14 protein-coding genes, 1 other RNA gene and 1 riboswitch are annotated in these 15,070 nt (G+C 63.8%); of the genes, 6 read left to right on the forward strand and 9 right to left on the reverse strand.

What is annotated here, in order from left to right; translation table 11 throughout:
• Positions 1-39 precede the first annotated feature (39 nt).
• The 5 genes from ACTRWG_RS05050 to ACTRWG_RS05070 form a co-directional block, all read right to left on the reverse strand.
• Positions 40-768, reverse strand: coding sequence for a helix-turn-helix transcriptional regulator (locus ACTRWG_RS05050; protein WP_027235228.1), 729 nt, complete (start codon positions 766-768; stop codon positions 40-42).
• 116 nt (positions 769-884) lie between these two features.
• The gene (locus tag ACTRWG_RS05055) at positions 885-2,477 is read right to left on the reverse strand and encodes an ABC transporter ATP-binding protein (RefSeq protein WP_027235229.1); all 1,593 of its coding nucleotides are present in this window, start codon (positions 2,475-2,477) and stop codon (positions 885-887) included.
• Between the two features lie 65 nt (positions 2,478-2,542).
• Positions 2,543-3,649, reverse strand: a complete 1,107-nt coding sequence (locus tag ACTRWG_RS05060; protein ID WP_027235230.1) for an ABC transporter permease — start codon at positions 3,647-3,649, stop codon at positions 2,543-2,545.
• 3 nt (positions 3,650-3,652) lie between these two features.
• Positions 3,653-4,738: a microcin C ABC transporter permease YejB gene (locus ACTRWG_RS05065; RefSeq protein ID WP_027235231.1), complete on the reverse strand. Its 1,086-nt coding sequence runs from the start codon at positions 4,736-4,738 to the stop codon at positions 3,653-3,655.
• Positions 4,739-4,747: 9 nt separating this feature from the next.
• Positions 4,748-6,661: an extracellular solute-binding protein gene (locus ACTRWG_RS05070; protein ID WP_027235232.1), complete on the reverse strand. Its 1,914-nt coding sequence runs from the start codon at positions 6,659-6,661 to the stop codon at positions 4,748-4,750.
• A 217-nt stretch (positions 6,662-6,878) separates the two neighbouring features.
• On the opposite strand from ACTRWG_RS05070, the gene ACTRWG_RS05075 reads away from it, so the two are divergent.
• The gene (locus ACTRWG_RS05075) at positions 6,879-7,115 is read left to right on the forward strand and encodes a DUF333 domain-containing protein (RefSeq protein WP_027235233.1); all 237 of its coding nucleotides are present in this window, start codon (positions 6,879-6,881) and stop codon (positions 7,113-7,115) included.
• An 84-nt stretch (positions 7,116-7,199) separates the two neighbouring features.
• Here the strand turns inward: ACTRWG_RS05075 and ACTRWG_RS05080 are convergent, their stop codons facing one another.
• Positions 7,200-7,706, reverse strand: a complete 507-nt coding sequence (locus ACTRWG_RS05080) for a c-type cytochrome (RefSeq protein ID WP_027235234.1) — start codon at positions 7,704-7,706, stop codon at positions 7,200-7,202.
• Positions 7,707-7,824: 118 nt separating this feature from the next.
• Here ACTRWG_RS05080 and ACTRWG_RS05085 point away from each other — a divergent pair, with 118 nt between their 5' ends.
• On the forward strand, positions 7,825-8,658 hold the full coding sequence (locus tag ACTRWG_RS05085) for a prephenate dehydratase (RefSeq protein ID WP_027235235.1): 834 nt from the start codon (positions 7,825-7,827) through the stop codon (positions 8,656-8,658).
• A gap of 191 nt (positions 8,659-8,849) precedes the next feature.
• Here ACTRWG_RS05085 and ffs read toward each other — a convergent pair.
• An RNA gene (gene ffs / locus ACTRWG_RS05090) (signal recognition particle sRNA small type) lies at positions 8,850-8,948 on the reverse strand.
• A 63-nt stretch (positions 8,949-9,011) separates the two neighbouring features.
• Positions 9,012-10,943, reverse strand: coding sequence for a 5'-nucleotidase C-terminal domain-containing protein (locus ACTRWG_RS05095; protein WP_245597349.1), 1,932 nt, complete (start codon positions 10,941-10,943; stop codon positions 9,012-9,014).
• 260 nt (positions 10,944-11,203) lie between these two features.
• Between ACTRWG_RS05095 and nudC the strand changes: the two genes are divergently transcribed.
• On the forward strand, positions 11,204-12,190 hold the full coding sequence (gene nudC, locus ACTRWG_RS05100; protein WP_027235237.1) for an NAD(+) diphosphatase: 987 nt from the start codon (positions 11,204-11,206) through the stop codon (positions 12,188-12,190).
• Positions 12,191-12,247: 57 nt separating this feature from the next.
• Entirely contained in the window at positions 12,248-12,715 is a 468-nt protein-coding gene (locus tag ACTRWG_RS05105; RefSeq protein ID WP_259971768.1) for an SRPBCC family protein, read from the forward strand.
• A 25-nt stretch (positions 12,716-12,740) separates the two neighbouring features.
• On the opposite strand, the gene ACTRWG_RS05110 is transcribed toward ACTRWG_RS05105, so the two are convergent.
• On the reverse strand, positions 12,741-13,619 hold the full coding sequence (locus tag ACTRWG_RS05110; protein WP_027235239.1) for an alpha/beta hydrolase family protein: 879 nt from the start codon (positions 13,617-13,619) through the stop codon (positions 12,741-12,743).
• Positions 13,620-13,689: 70 nt separating this feature from the next.
• Between ACTRWG_RS05110 and ACTRWG_RS05115 the strand changes: the two genes are divergently transcribed.
• Complete coding sequence (locus ACTRWG_RS05115) at positions 13,690-14,286, forward strand: TetR/AcrR family transcriptional regulator (RefSeq protein ID WP_027235240.1); 597 nt, start codon at positions 13,690-13,692, stop codon at positions 14,284-14,286.
• A gap of 18 nt (positions 14,287-14,304) precedes the next feature.
• Positions 14,305-14,527, forward strand: a riboswitch (cobalamin riboswitch).
• A gap of 109 nt (positions 14,528-14,636) precedes the next feature.
• The gene (locus tag ACTRWG_RS05120; protein WP_051357768.1) at positions 14,637-15,041 is read left to right on the forward strand and encodes a hypothetical protein; all 405 of its coding nucleotides are present in this window, start codon (positions 14,637-14,639) and stop codon (positions 15,039-15,041) included.
• Positions 15,042-15,070 lie beyond the last annotated feature (29 nt).

Raw genomic sequence — 15,070 nt, forward strand, 5'->3', positions numbered from 1 at the left:
AACCATTTGAGAAAGGCCGGGATGCCAATCCCGGCCTTTTCAAAAGTCCAGCAAGCCAGCCCTGACGGCAATTGCCAGCGCCTCCTCGCGTGTCTTTGCGCCAAGTTTGCGGCGTGCAGACAACAGCGTCTTGCGGACGGTCACCTCGGCGACTCCCAGCTCGTGCGCAATGCGGGTGTTCAGGTAACCGGCGGCCAGCAAAGCCAGCATCTGTTTTTCCCGGCCGGACAACACTTTCCCCGGCTCCTGATCCGGGAAATCGAGATACTCCTCGCCTTGGCCCGGCACGCAGATAAACGCAGCGACAGCTGTCCCCGCCTGCCGGATCTTCTCAAACTGCTCTGCCGTGAACTCCGACGCCTTTTCGCCCGCACAGAACACCACTGTCTTGCTGGTGCCCGGACAGGATCCTGCAAACCGCATCGCATATGCCAACGTGTAACCCATATCCCAGGCCGTCCAATTGAAGTCCAAATGCCGGCGGCTTGGCGCTGTCGCGCGCTCCAAGGTGCCCGTTACGTGCAAGGACGGGTAAAACGGCAGAGCAATCCCGGCAACGAACTGGTCCACTTCGTAGAATTTCTGCTGTGCGTATTCGGACAGGAATTCCCGGGTCATGCTGCTTCTCATCCAAAGAAGCTTGCGGGTTTTAATCTCAATTTCCGCCACGTTCAGGGCGATAGCTCCCAGCGAAGCCATCACCTCATTTGCAATACGCCACCGGTCAGCGCTGGTCCGTGCCGACATGAATCTTTCGTAAAGATCCATTCCCCCTTTTTGCATGGCAATATTTTCGCATAATTTTATGCTATTTAAAACTGATTAAATCTTATGCACTTTATGCGCGCAGCGTTGGCAGGATTTATGTCCGCAACCTCAAGAGGTTATCCCGCTGCAGCCAAAAGCCTTCTGGTATAGTCCTGCTGCGGACTGCGGAATAACGCATCAGCGGGCCCTGCTTCGACCACGTCGCCCTGATTCATCACCAGCACGTTGTGCGACATTGCCCGCACCACATTCAGATCGTGGCTGATGAACAGGTAGGCCAGCCCGTAACGCGCCTGCAGATCCCTCAGCAGCTCGACGATCTGCACCTGCACCGTCATGTCCAGTGCCGAGGTCGGCTCGTCCAGCACCACCAGCTTGGGCCGCAGCACCATGGCGCGGGCAATGGCGATGCGCTGGCGCTGGCCGCCGGAGAACTCATGCGGGTAACGGTCCATTGCAGCGGGGTCCAGCCCCACCTCGCGCATGACCTCGGCCACCAGTTCGCGGGTATCGCGGTGCTGGTCCACCTTGTGGATCGCCAGCCCCTCCGCGATGATCTGGGCGCAGGTCATCCGCGGGCTGAGCGAGCCGAAAGGGTCCTGGAACACGATCTGCATGTCCTTGCGCAGTTTGCGCAGGTCGCGGGTCGACCATTTGCGCAGGTCCTGGCCCTGAAAGCTGACCGCGCCTTCCGACGCAATCAGCCGCATGATCGCCAGTGCCAGCGTTGTCTTGCCGGAGCCGCTTTCACCCACAATGCCCAGCGTTTCGCCCGCCTTGACAGAGACCGTCACCGGGTTCACCGCCTTCACATGGCCCACGGTACGCTTCAGCAGCCCCCGCTGGATCGGGAACCAAACCTTGAGATCACGAGTGGCAACCAGCTCCCGGGCGCCTTGCGGCACCGGCGGCGGGGTGCCGGAGGGTTCTGCCGCCAGCAGTTTCTGCGTATAGGGATGCTGCGGATTGGCAAAGATGTCCGCTGCCGGGCCTTCCTCGACAATCACGCCGTCTTTCATCACGCAGACCCGATCGGCGATGCGGCGCACGATGCCAAGGTCATGGGTGATGAACAAAAGCCCCATGCCCTCGCTTTCCTTTAGCTCCGCCAGGAGGTCGAGGATCTGCGCCTGGATGGTCACGTCCAGCGCCGTTGTGGGCTCATCCGCGATCAGGATGTCGGGCTTGTTGGCCAGCGCCATAGCGATCATCACCCGCTGGCGCTGCCCGCCTGACAGCTGATGCGGATATGCGCTGAGCCGGCTTTCCGCATCGCGGATGCCGACCTTCTCCATCAGCTCCAGAATGCGCGCCCGCGCCGCCTTGCCGGTCAGCCCCTGGTGCAGCGCCAGCGACTCCTCCAACTGGCGCTCGATCGTGTGCAGCGGATTGAGCGAGGTCATCGGCTCCTGGAAGATGAAGCTGATGTCATTGCCGCGCACCTGCATCAGGTGCTTTTCGCTGGCGCCGACCATTTCGGTGCCGTCGTAGGTGACAGAGCCCTCGACCATCGCGCTGTCGCCCAGCAGCGACACTGTGGAAAGCGCCGAGACCGATTTGCCGGAGCCGGATTCGCCCACCAGCGCCACGGTCTCGCCGCGGCCGACGGAGAAGGAGACGCCGCGCACGGCCTGGGTGATCTTGCCGTCCTGACGGAAGGAGACGCGGAGGTTTTTGACTTCAAGGAGGTGAGCGCTCGAATTACCCATTTAGTCTGCGCCTCCGATAGCCCGATTGCCGCCCGGGTCGCTTGCGGCCCTAGTGTTCTGCATGATCATGAAAACGTCTTTCTGGGATCGAAGGCATCACGCACGCCCTCGAAGATGAACACCAGCAGCGACAGCATGATGGCGAAGGTGAAGAAGGCGGTGAAGGCGAGCCAGGGGGCCTCCAGGTTCTGCTTGGCCTGAAGGGTCAGCTCACCCAAGCTGGGCGCCGAGGACGGCAGGCCGAAGCCGAGGAAATCCAGTCCCGCCAGCGCCGAGATGGTGCCGGTCACGATGAAGGGCAGCATGGTCAGCGTCGCCACCATCGCATTCGGCAGCATGTGGCGGAACATGATGGTCATGTTGCCAACCCCCAGCGCCTTGGCGGCGCGGACATACTCCAGATTGCGGGCACGCAGAAACTCAGCTCTGACCACTCCCACCAGCGCGGTCCAGCCGAACAGAACCATCAGGAACACCAGGAGCCAGAAACTGCGTCCCAGGATCGCAAACATGATGATGATCACATAGAGCGTCGGCGTGGAGCTCCAGATCTCGATGATGCGCTGGAACACCAGGTCCAGCCAGCCGCCGAAATAGCCCTGCACCGCGCCCGCCAGGATGCCCAGCACCGTCGCGGCGCCGGTCACGATCAGGGTGAACAGGATCGACAGGCGGAAACCGTGGATCACCCGCGCCAGCACGTCGCGCTTGGTGTCATCAGTGCCCAGGAGGTTCTGGCCGTTGGGCGGCAGCGGCGCGGCACCCGGGCGGTCCACGGTGGTGTTGAAGCTGTAGGGGATCGGCGGCCAAAGGGTCCAGCCCTCCTTGAAGCCGTCCGCGGCAAAGGTGCCTGCGGAGATCTCCTCCAGGATCGCCTCAGGCTCGTCAAAGCAATCCTCGATCCCGCCGGAGCGGATCAGGCATTCCACCTCAGGGTCGCTGTAAATCGCCTCCGTCCGGAAGTCGCCGCCGAACTGGGTCTCCGGGTAGAACTTGAACACCGGCGTGTAGAGCTCGCCGCGATAGCTCACCAGGATCGGCTTGTCGTTGGCGATGAACTCGGCAAACAGCGACAGTGTGAACAGCACGGAGAAGATGATCAGCGACCAGAAGGCGCGCTTGTTCTTGCGGAAGTTGTTCCAGCGGCGCTGGTTCAAGGGGGAGAGTGCCATGGCTCAGCCCTCCCGCTTTTCAAAGTCGATTCGCGGATCCACCAGCACGTACATCAGGTCGGAAATGATGCCGACCACCAGGCTCATCAGGCCGAAGATGAACAATGTGCCGAAAATCACCGGGTAATCACGCGCCACCGCGGCCTCAAACCCCAGCCTGCCGAGGCCGTCCAGCGAGAAGATCGTTTCGATAATAAGCGAGCCGGAAAAGAAAATGCCGATAAACACCGACGGAAAGCCCGCGATCACGATCAGCATCGCGTTGCGGAACACGTGGCCATACAGAACCCGGTTCTCGCTCAACCCCTTGGCACGGGCCGTCATCACATAGTGTTTCTTGATCTCATCGAGGAAAGAGTTTTTGGTCAGCAGCGTCAGCGTCGCAAAGGCGCCGATGGTCGAGGCCAGAACCGGCAGCGCGATATGCCAGAAGTAGTCGCCGATCTTGCCCAAGAGGCTTAGCTCATGCCAATTGTCCGAGGTCAGCCCGCGCAGCGGGAATATCTGCCAGTAGGAGCCGCCGGCGAACAGCACCAGCAGCATGATGGCGAACAGGAAGGACGGGATCGCATAGGCGGCGATGATCACGCCGCTGGTCCAGGTATCAAACCGCGAGCCATCGCCCAGCGCCTTGCGAATACCCATCGGGATCGAGATCAGATAGGCGATCACGGTCGACCACAGGCCCAGCGAAATCGACACCGGCATCTTCTCCAGCACCAGGTCTGTTACCTCGATCTTGCGGAAATAGCTCTCGCCGAAGTCGAACTGAACATAGTTCCAAAGCATCGTCAGAAACCGCTCCAGCGGCGGCTTGTCCAGGCCGAACTGCTGTTCCAGCTCCTTGATCAGCTCCGGCGGCAGGCCCTGGCGGCCCGCGTAGTTTTCATTGGCGCTGATCGCCTCGGTGCCGGTGTCACCGCCGCCGCCGGCAAAACCCTCGAACACGTCGCCACCGCCTTCCAGCTGAGCGATGATCTGTTCAACGGGGCCGCCGGGCACAAACTGCACCAGGGCAAAGTTCACCAGCAGGATGCCGAACAGGGTCGGGATCACCAGAAGCAGGCGTCGGAAGATATAGGCTGCCATGTCTGTGTCTTACCGCAGTGCGCCGGCGGCTTTGAGCTCCGCCTCGCGGGACGCATCAATCCACCACAGGTCCAGCAGGCCGGTGTCATACGGCGGCAGGTTTTCCGGATGGCGGTACATGTCCCAATAGGCAATCCAGTTCACGTCCAGATACCAGGTTGGCACCATGAACCGCTTGGCGCGCAGCACCCGGTCCAGCGCACGGGCGTTGGCGCGCAGCTCTTCCTGGGTCTTCGCGTTAACAACATTGCCAATCAGTGCATCCACCGCCGGATCGGCCAGGCCAGCCGGGTTAAAAACGGAATACTCATGCGCCTCTGAGCCGAAATACTGATACAGTCCGGTCGAAGGCTCCAGCGACATCGGATAGGCATGGGAGATCATGTCGAACTCCTTTTCCCGGCGGCGGCTGGTGTACTGGGCGTAATCGACCCGGTTCAGCACCGCATCCACCCCCATGGTGCGCAGGTTGCTGATATAGGGCTGCACGATGCGCTCGATCGTCGGGCTGTCGGCAAGGAATTCGACCTTGAGCACCTCGCCATCGGCATTGCGGCGCACCCCGTCGTCACCGACGGCCCAGCCAGCCTCATCCAGCAACTTCATCGCCCGGCGCAGGTTCTTGCGGTCGCCGGGGCGCGAGGCCTTGGAGCTATGCGCCATCACCGGCTCCGAGATCAGTATGGACGGGTCGATCTGATCGCCCAACGCTTCCAAAACCTCTTTCTCGCGGCCCTCGGGCAGGCCTTTTGCCTCAAGCGGCGAGTCCTGCCAGAAGGAGGAACGGTGGCGGAACAGGCCGTATTGCAGGCTCTCGTTGGTCCATTCGAAATTGAACGCCAGCTGCAGCGCCTCGCGCACGCGGATGTCCTGGAACTTGGGCTTCAACAGGTTCATCACAAAGCCATTGGCGGCAGGCACATTGCCGTCCGGGACTTCACCCTTGATCACTTGGCCTTTATCCACGGCGGCAAAGTCATAGGCCGTGGCCCAGCTCTTGGAGTTGTTCTCGGGGCGCAGGGTATAAACCCCCGCCTTGAACCCCTCCATCGCGGCAATTGCATCGCCGAAATACTCCACCCGGATGCTGTCGTAGTTGTGGCGGCCCGCGTTCACGTTCAGATCCGCGCCCCAGTAATCCGGGTTGCGCTTGTAGACGATCCGCTGGTTCACCTCTGCGCTTTCCAGCATGTAGGGGCCGGAGCCAATGCCCGGATCCAGCCGTGGCTCATCCAGACGGCGGTTTTCCGGATCGGCTTCGAACCAGGCCTTGGAGAACACCGGCGTTCCGCCCACCTGGGTGATCATCGCCCGGCGCGGAAAGTCAGGGCTGAAATAGAACTTAACCTGGTGCGGACCCAATGCCTCAGCCTTGGGAATGCGCTTGCGCACGGCCTCGGCATAAGACTTCAGCCCCTGGTCCAGCAGGATGTTGTGGGAGAACACCACATCGTCAGCGGTGACCGGGGTGCCGTCCGAAAACGTCGCCTCCGGCCGCAAGTTGAAAATCACCCAATCCTGGCTCTCGGGGTACTCCAGGCTCTCGGCGATCAGCCCGTAGTAGGAGCCGGGCTCATCATAGGATTCCACCAGCAGGCTTTCAAAATGGTCCGACGACAGCGCCCCTGCCCGCCCCTTGCGGGTGAAGGGGTTCATGCTGTCGAAGGTGCCGACGGCAGAGATCGACAGCTCGCCGCCCTTGGGCGCGTCCGGGTTCACATAGTCGAAATGGGCAAAGCCTTCCGGGTATTTCAGCTCACCGAATTCGGCAAAGCCGTGGCTCTTGATGATGGTCTCTTCCGCCTTGGCCAGCGTCGCCGCCGCCAGTGCCAGAATTAAACCCAAGGCCAGCGCCGCCGCGGCCTGCAGCGGGTTCGACCTGTCCTTCACGCGCACGCGTGCCGCAGCTCGAGCGGTTTTCATCTGCCATGACCTCCTTTGCCCGGAACTTCGGCCCGGATTTCCGCCCTCAAGCTAATGTCCGGGGCCGGTAACATTCAAGTTGAGATTGGGTGATATCCCCCGTTCATTGGGCGCAAAGCAGCCGAAAACCGCGCCTTGGCAAGGCTGCGCTTGCGCGCAATAAAATTGCCTGCCAGCCTCAGATCACGATTGCGTTATAAAACGAGGGAGTCTGCCGATGCTGAAGTCAATGAAATTTGCCGCTCTTGCGATTGCCGGCGCCGCCGCGCTCAGTGCCTGCGCCCAGCAGGAAGAGGAAGTGGTCTACACCAGCCCGGAAGAGGCCTTTTGCGTGCAGACCGGCGGCCAGTACGTGCTGCGCAGCGGCAAGGCCGGCACCATCGGCGTCTGCATCCTGCCCGACGGCCAGGAGCGCGATGCGCTGGCCTATTACCGGGAAAACAACCCGGCCTGAGCGGGCCCGCACCCATGAGGCCATAAAAAAGCCGCTGCACATCGCAGCGGCTTTTTCATTGGATAGCTGGGACAGCGGTCCGGATCAGTCGTCCAGGCTGTCCAGATATGCAATGAGGTTCACCCGGTCCTTCTGCTTTTTCAGGCCGGAGAACGACATGGAGGTGCCGGAGGCATAGGCCGACGGCTTGGCCAGGAAGGCGTCCAGCTCTTCCGGGGTCCAGCTGCCGGGCAGGCCGGCCAGAGCGCCGGAATAGCCAAAGTCCGGAACGGCGGCGATTTCGCGGCCGACAACACCGTACAGATACGGGCCGGTGGCGTTGGCGCCATCTGCCAGCTTGTGGCAAGCGGAGCATTTCTTGAACACCTTGGCGCCTTTGGCGGCATCAGCGGAGGCCAGCAGCTCTTCGAAGCTGACTTCCGGCTCGTCGCTGCCCGCATCCTCGGCGGTGGCAACTTCGATCACATAGGAAGCCTCACCGTGGCTGTCCATGTGATACAGTACTTCTGCGCCCCATTTGCCCAGAAGGAATACCAGGAACGCGCCGCAGACGCCTGCGGTCGCTTTGGTGAGGGTCATCGTGTCAAACATGATCGCGAGTCCATTTAGCTGTCTGCAGGGGTGTCTAAGGCTTCCCCTCCCAAGTGGCAAGGTATAGACAGCGCGACGAAACGCCCAAATGTTGAAGTTTTGCACCGGAAACACACCCATGACCCGCAAGATCGCCATTCAGGGGGAGCTGGGCTCCTACAGCCACGAGGCCTGCCGCAACGCCCGCCACGACATGGAGGTGCTGCCCTGCCGCACCTTCGAGGACGCCATTGCAGCAGTGAAAAGCGGTGAAGCCGATCAGGCGATGCTGCCGGTGGAAAACTCCACCTACGGGCGGGTGGCCGACATTCACCGGCTGCTGCCGCACAGCGGGCTGCACATCATTGATGAGGCATTTGTCCGCGTCCATATCAACGTGCTGGGGGTGCCGGGGGCGAAACTGGAAGATATCCGCGAAGCGCGATCGCATCTGGTGCTGCTGCCGCAATGCGGCACCTTCCTGCGCGAGCATAACATCACCGGCCGGGTCAGCCCTGACAACGCGCGCGCAGCGCGCGACGTGGCACAGGCCGACGACAAGCATGTGGCGGCACTGGCCAGCGAGCTGGCGGGCGAGATTTACGGGCTGGAGGTGCTGGCCCGCCATATCGAGGACAATGGCGACAACACCACCCGTTTCCTGATCATGTCGCCGGAGCCGAACTACACCCGCCGCGGCGCCCACAACATGATCACCAGCTTCGTGTTCCAGGTGCGTAACATTCCGGCGGCGCTCTACAAGGCGATGGGCGGCTTTGCCACCAATGGCATCAACATGACCAAGCTGGAAAGCTATATGGTCGACGGCTCCTTTACCGCCACTCAGTTCTATGCCGATATCGAAGGCCACCCGGATGATGCCAATGTGCAGCTGGCAATGGATGAGCTGAGCTATTTCACAACCAATGTGGAAATCCTGGGCGTCTACCCGGCAGACAACGGCCGGTTCTGAGAGCAAAACGGCGGAGGGGCTTTACCCCTCTTGGCCTCACGGCCAATTCACCCCAGGATATTTTCAGCCAGATGAAGCAGCGGAACCCGCCGCGCGGCAGCGCAGCGCCGGACCCAACGGCGGCGATGCAATCGTTGATTGCACCGAAGCGGGCGGTAGGCATCCCGTTCTGCATTTTGTGCGGGGAAATAAGGTGAGAGGCTGGACATCGACCCAAGCGGGGCTCGTTGTGGCTGCTTCCTTCCGGACCTGACCAGGTTGGCGAGGCGCTTGCCCGCGCCAACCTCTCGAATCCCGATATAAGGACCGCCGCCGGAATTGGCAAGGGCCGTGCCCGGTCTGCTTTCAAAGGCTCACAAGTGCAGTTCGATCTGCCAGAATCCGCCGCTGCTGAAGCCGCGCGGCTCTGCCAGACCGGCGGGCAGTTCGTCCAGATGCGCGGCCGCCCCCGGCCCGGTCACAGCCACCGCGCTGGTGCCGGGCATCGGCGCAAGGCGCCAGGGGTACGGCGCCTCCGCCAATGGGTCCGCTGGCAGCTGCCCGGCGATATAGTCGCGCACGGCCTGGCGGATCCGCATCGGCGCCAGCGGCAGTTCATCCGCCTCGCGCAGCATCCGGAAACTGCCGCCGCCGCTGACCCGGTAACTGTTGGCGGCAACTGCAAAGCGCTGCTCCGGCGCCACCGGCCGGCCGTCCCACCTGAGGTCCACGATCCGTTGCGCCGAGGGGTTGATGCACTCTCCGGTGGCGGAATAGCGCGGCGGCTGCGACAGGCAGATCTGATAGGTCAGCCCGAAGATCACATCAAAATGATGCCCCGCCCGCTGCGGATCGGCCAGCAATGTGCCGCGGCTGCCGGGCGCGATGCGGTTGAACAGCCCCGCCGACATTTCCAGCCACTCCTGCAGCTGCGTGCCGGTGACCGCGACCACCCGCAGCTCATTGGGAAAGACCTGCAGATCGGCGATATTGCGGGCGCACAGCTCCCCGGCCGCAATGTCGGTATAGAAATGCGGACCGGATCGGCCGCCGAATTTGCACGGAGCCGCGGCAGACAGCAGCGGCAGGCCTTGCGCCGCGGTGCCTTGCAACAGCGGCCGCACCGCTGCCGCCTGGGCGCCGGCAACCAGCGCGAGGCCGCGGTCAGGCGCGAAAAAGGTAAAATAGGAATGCATTGCCACCGGGCTGTAGCCCGCAGGCTGCCGCATCCGCTCCAGGGTGCGGGCATGATCCGCCGCCAGCGCCCGGGTGAACCCGGCCGCCTCCTCCGCCAGCGGCACGGATGCGCCGGTATCGCCGTGCTGCGCCACCGGCTGCAGGCTGGCGGTGCCGCCAGCGGGCTGCCAGCCTGCAGCGCTATGCTCCAGCTCCAGGCTGATCACGCCCAGATGCGATCCATGCGCGCCCGGCATCACCACCGGCTTGGCAAAGGGATGACCCGGGTGCGGCAGCGTCAGATGGGTATGCCCCCCCACCACCGCGTCAATTTCAGGCAGTGCCGCCAGCTGCTCAAGCGCGTTCTCGCTGCGGTCCGCCCCGGTTCTGGCAGCAACCCCGGTGTGGGCCAGTGCCAGCACCACATCGCAGCCCTGCTCCTTCAACCGGCGGGACTGGGCCTCCGCGGTTTCCACGATACCCGCCGCGGCCAGCTGATCCTCCAGCGCCTTGCCGCACCAGATCAGCGTCTGCGGCGGCAGTACCGACAGCAGGCCTATCCGGACCGGCGGCAAGCCGGGACAGCCCGGGATCTGCCGCTCCAGCACCGCCGTCTGCGTGAACGGCAGGTCAATCCCCGGTTTCGCAGCAGTCAGGTTGGAGCACAAAACCGGGCACCGCACGTCTCCGAGCACCTCCGACAGCGCCTCCACTCCGAAATCGAAATCGTGATTTCCCAGGCCGACCGCATCATATTCCAGCACCTGAAAGGCACGCGCCAGAGGATGCGGCCCATTGGAACCGGGCACAATATCGCCCAGTGGCGACCCCTGCAGGCCATCGCCATTGTCGACCAGAATACAGGCCGCGCCCTGCTCAGCCGCGTCAGCACGCGCCCGGGCGATCAGGCTGGCCACCCGCGACAGGCCAATGGCCGGGTCCGGACGGTCGGCATAGTAGTCGTGGCTCAGCAGGTTGCAGTGCAGGTCCGTGGTCGCCAGCACGTGCAGCACCCCAGCGGGCCGGGCCTCCGGAGCCCCTGCCCCGCCTGTCATGTCCGAATCTCTGCTGACACCGCCTGCCCGCCGCTCTTTCCGCACCATTCGGTGCCATTCTTGATTGTCGGCCATTTGAATCAGCGTTCTAAGGATTTGCAATAACTCCTTTAAGCGGCCTGTTAACTTTTTCGCGCCACCCCCTGCCCTGCGGCACAGTTGCCTCATGGTTTGCAGGCAAAAGCCCCCGCGGCGGCCGGGAAGGTGTGGCGGCGCAGCGACAGGCAAGCGCAGATCGCAGCGGAATGCTGGCACCGCCTGCGTCACACTGTCATGGATTGCATCATTTCATCCGGCAGCCGCGGCAGCCTGCCGCCAGTCAAAGGAGAGCCGCCATGAAACGCGCAGAACAGGTGACTTTCGGCGGCGGCGGTGGACTCGACCGTGCCGCGCATCTGCGCACCGACCCGGCAGCGCTGGACGCCGCCTGGAACAGCCCGCAGTCCCAGGTGCTGCTGATGTGGCGCGGCAAACCGCTGACCCGGCGCGCAGAAGACGCCGGCCTGCCCTGCGGCCTGGCCTGGACCGCGGCTCACCATCCGCTGGCCGCCGGCCGCCGGGACACGGCGCTGTTCCTTGGCCTCACGCCTGACGGCACCCCCTGCTTTACCTGCGACATCAGCGGCTGGAAGCCAGAAGGCCTGGATAAGGACGCGCTCAACAGCTTTGCCGATGCCAGCGAACAGCAGCACCCGGATCTGCCGGACACCCATGTGTTTGCCGAGCTGCGCCGGGTGATGACCCGCCTGACACCGCTGGAGGCCGAGCTGGCCTCCACCGCCAAGGCAATGCTGGCCTGGCACCGCAGCCACCGGTTCTGCGCCTGCTGCGGTGCGCCCAGCGATGTGGCGCAGGCGGGCTGGCAACGGGTGTGCCCGGCCTGCAAGGCGCCGCATTTCCCGCGCACCGACCCGGTTGTGATTATGCTGATCACCCATGGGGATTCCGTGCTGATGGGCCGCTCCCCCGGCTGGCCCGAAGGGATGTATTCGCTGCTCGCGGGCTTTGTCGAACCCGGCGAGACACTGGAGGCCGCGGTGCGCCGCGAGGTACTGGAGGAAACAGGCGTCAGGGTCGGCCGCGTCAGCTACCTTTCCTCGCAGCCCTGGGCCTTTCCAATGTCGCTGATGTTCGGCTGCGCCGGCGAAGCGCTGAGCCGTGAAATCACCATCGACCCGTCAGAGATCGAAGACGCGCTGTGGGTCAGCCGCCAGGAGATGATGACAGTCTTTGCGGGCGATCACCCGGTGCTGAAGCCCGCTCGGGAGGGGGCAATTGCCCATTTCCTGCTGAAGAACTGGCTTGCGGACACGCTGAATTAACGCGCATATTGGCGCAAAACGACCCGAAATCAGGCGGCGCAGCTGAGGCAGGCAGATATGAAGTTTCAAAGCAACGAAGACATCGAAGCCCCGATTGCAGAGGTTTTCGGCGCAATCTCCGATTTTGAACTGCTGGAACGCTCTGCCCTGCGCCGCGGCGTCGAGCTGCAGCGCACCGGCGACCTCGCCCAACCCGAAAACGGTTTGGCCTGGGATCTGAACTTCGACTTTCGCGGCAAGCCGCGCGACATCCGGCTGACGCTGGCTTCCTATACGCCGGTTACCGGGCTGGCTCTGACTGGCAGCGGCAGCGGCATTGATGGGCGGATGGAAATCGAGCTGCTGGCGCTTTCACCGCAGCGGACGCGGATGTCGGTGCAGCTGAAGCTGTCGCCCAGCAACCTGACCGGCCGCCTGCTGGTGCAATCCCTGAAACTCGCGCGCAGCAACCTGACGCGCCGGTTCAAGCTGCGGCTGGCCGAATTTGCCAAGCTCACCGAAGACCGGCTGAACCGCACCGCCTGAACCGCCGCCCGGCGCCAGAACCGGGTCAGCCCTGCGGCAGCAGCCGCGGCCACAGCGCGGCATTTTCCCGGGCAAACGCCCCAAGGTGGCCAATTGCCTTCAGCCCCAGTTCCCGCGGAGCCAGCACTGTCCGGTGCTGCGCAGCACCGCCAAATACCTCACCCAGCCGCCACACGGCCGGCGGCGGCACAACATCATCATCGGCCACCGCAAACAGGTCGACCGGGATGCCGGTCTCTTTCCAGCGCGGCAGCGGCAGGCCCCGCCCCGTTTCCGGCAGGTAGCTGCCCCGCGTGGTGCACCAGCGCCGCCATTGCCAATAGACTCCCGCCGGCAAGTCGGCCCCGAACCCCACCGCACGCCCGGGCAGATAGCCCAGAACACGGGCCGCTAGCGGCACATGGCCGAACCAGAAAGCCAGCGCCAGCGCGCGGTAGGGCCAGGGATGATCGTGGTGATGCACCAAGCCGCCCGCAACCACGATCATGCGGGCGACGTCCTCAAGATCGTCCTGCAGGGGCATCAGCATCGCTCCCAGCGAATGGCCGATCACCCACAACGGCACGCCCGCATAGTGCCGCCGCATTTCGGCCCGGGCGGCGGGCTGATCCGCCAGCGCCCAATCGGCCATAGTGACAGTGGACCGGCGCGGATGTCCCCGCGCCGAGTCTCCGAAATCCGTGTAGTCATAGGTCAGGCAGGCGATCTGCTGCTCTGCCGCCAGCCAGCGCGCGAAATGCCGGTAAAACCGCTGCGGCACCCCGGTTGCGCCGTTCAGCACCACCGCCGCCCGCGCCGCCCCGTCCGGGCGGTACAGCCGGCCCGACAGCAACGCATCCCCGGACGCAAAGCGCAGCTCTTCCTCCCGGATACCGGCGGTATGTTCTGCGTGTCTGTCCAGCATGGCAGCCTCCTAGACCAATTGGTCCACTTCCTGACTGGACCAATTGGTCTAATACTGTCAAGCTACCGCCATGACTGACGTGACGACAGCCAGCCCGCCCCCCGGCAGCCCGGCCCCGACCCGGGAGCGGCTGATCCGCGCCGCCGCCAGCCTGTTCCGCGAAAAGGGCTACGCCGGCACCGGCCTGGCAGAGCTTCTGGCCGCTGCCGAAGCGCCGAAGGGATCGCTCTACCACCATTTCCCCAACGGCAAGTCCGACCTTGCGCTGGCGGCGGCCACATGGGCCTCGGACCAGATGCTAGCGCTGATCGACGCGGCCTTCGGCCCCGCCCCCAGCTTTCCGGCCGGGGCCAAGACGGTCTGCTACAAGCTGGCAAAACTCTTCGACAAGCAAGGCAGATGGAGCGGCTGCCCGGTCTCTGCGACCTTGTTCGCCGGGCCGGAAAACGACGCCTTCCGCCAGCACGCCGCGGACCTGTTCGAAAGCTGGATCGCCGCCACCGCCCGCCAAGCCCACCGCCTGGGCCTGCCCCGGGCTGAGGCCCGCGCAGCCGCAGAGAACTTCTATATCCTGCTGCAGGGCGGCTGGCAGCTGGCCCGGGTACGGCGCGACTCTGACGTGATCCGCGGCCTGCACACACAGATGCAGATGCAGAAAAACGATTGACGACTCGGCAGGCGAACCGCTACCGCTTGTGGTGATGGTTCCCGCGCCACAGAATCTTGTGTCCGGGATGAAAAGGGAACACGGTGCGGCCCCGCCCCAGGCAAGGCCAACTCCGCGACTGCCCCCGCAACTGTAAGCGGCGAGCGACCCCGATAGAGCCACTGGTCTGATACGAGGCCGGGAAGGATCGGGAAAGCTGCGACCCGCAAGTCAGGAGACCTGCCATCAAACGTGTAACTCGAACCCGGGCGGGGTGTCCGGACAGGGTCTGATGGCACCGCGGGTCTCCCGCATTTTCATCCGGTCTCTTGTCCCCAGAACTCCCCGCACCACGCGCGGAGGGCGCAGATATGATGTGGACGGACACAACGCATTTCTATGCGGCAACGGATTGCAAATACCTCGGGAAACCCTGCCCGGCGGCAGAGCGGATGATCGCCAAGCTGGCCGAGGCGATGACCAAGGCCAAGCCGCTGACCCAGGACGACTTTGAGATCACCGGCACCACCGCGCTGGACGGCTGCCCGCGCAACTGCCCGGCGCAGTTCGTGGCCAGCCACGACCGGATCCGGCTGTTCTGCGGTGTGGGTGAGGACGCCCCGCGCGAAGGCCTGGACCGGTTCGCCGATGCAATCCTCAGCCGCGACGGCACCGGCTTTGCCGCCTCCCGCCTGGACGCCCGCCCCTGCGCGCTGATGGAGGCGCTGCCGAAGTCGGCGGAGGCGCGGCAGGCGGAACAGATGATGGCGCTGTGAGCAAGTATTTATCCGGGCTCTGAGGGCTG

It is taken from the genome of Leisingera sp. G5_S3_59_S7 (assembly GCF_054968485.1).

Excerpts from the sequence above, each read along its gene's own strand:
- ACTRWG_RS05055 (WP_027235229.1), bottom strand. The coding sequence starts at position 2,477 with ATGGGTAATTCGAGCGCTCACCTCCTTGAAGTCAAAAACCTCCGCGTC.
- ACTRWG_RS05080 (WP_027235234.1), bottom strand. The coding sequence starts at position 7,706 with ATGTTTGACACGATGACCCTCACCAAAGCGACCGCAGGCGTCTGCGGC.
- ACTRWG_RS05095 (WP_245597349.1), bottom strand. The coding sequence starts at position 10,943 with ATGGCCGACAATCAAGAATGGCACCGAATGGTGCGGAAAGAGCGGCGG.
- ACTRWG_RS05115 (WP_027235240.1), top strand. The coding sequence starts at position 13,690 with ATGACTGACGTGACGACAGCCAGCCCGCCCCCCGGCAGCCCGGCCCCG.
- ACTRWG_RS05050 (WP_027235228.1), bottom strand. The coding sequence starts at position 768 with ATGGATCTTTACGAAAGATTCATGTCGGCACGGACCAGCGCTGACCGG.
- nudC (WP_027235237.1), top strand. The coding sequence starts at position 11,204 with ATGAAACGCGCAGAACAGGTGACTTTCGGCGGCGGCGGTGGACTCGAC.
- ACTRWG_RS05070 (WP_027235232.1), bottom strand. The coding sequence starts at position 6,661 with ATGAAAACCGCTCGAGCTGCGGCACGCGTGCGCGTGAAGGACAGGTCG.
- ACTRWG_RS05120 (WP_051357768.1), top strand. The coding sequence starts at position 14,637 with ATGATGTGGACGGACACAACGCATTTCTATGCGGCAACGGATTGCAAA.
- ACTRWG_RS05065 (WP_027235231.1), bottom strand. The coding sequence starts at position 4,738 with ATGGCAGCCTATATCTTCCGACGCCTGCTTCTGGTGATCCCGACCCTG.
- ACTRWG_RS05085 (WP_027235235.1), top strand. The coding sequence starts at position 7,825 with ATGACCCGCAAGATCGCCATTCAGGGGGAGCTGGGCTCCTACAGCCAC.
- ACTRWG_RS05110 (WP_027235239.1), bottom strand. The coding sequence starts at position 13,619 with ATGCTGGACAGACACGCAGAACATACCGCCGGTATCCGGGAGGAAGAG.
- ACTRWG_RS05075 (WP_027235233.1), top strand. The coding sequence starts at position 6,879 with ATGCTGAAGTCAATGAAATTTGCCGCTCTTGCGATTGCCGGCGCCGCC.
- ACTRWG_RS05105 (WP_259971768.1), top strand. The coding sequence starts at position 12,248 with ATGAAGTTTCAAAGCAACGAAGACATCGAAGCCCCGATTGCAGAGGTT.
- ACTRWG_RS05060 (WP_027235230.1), bottom strand. The coding sequence starts at position 3,649 with ATGGCACTCTCCCCCTTGAACCAGCGCCGCTGGAACAACTTCCGCAAG.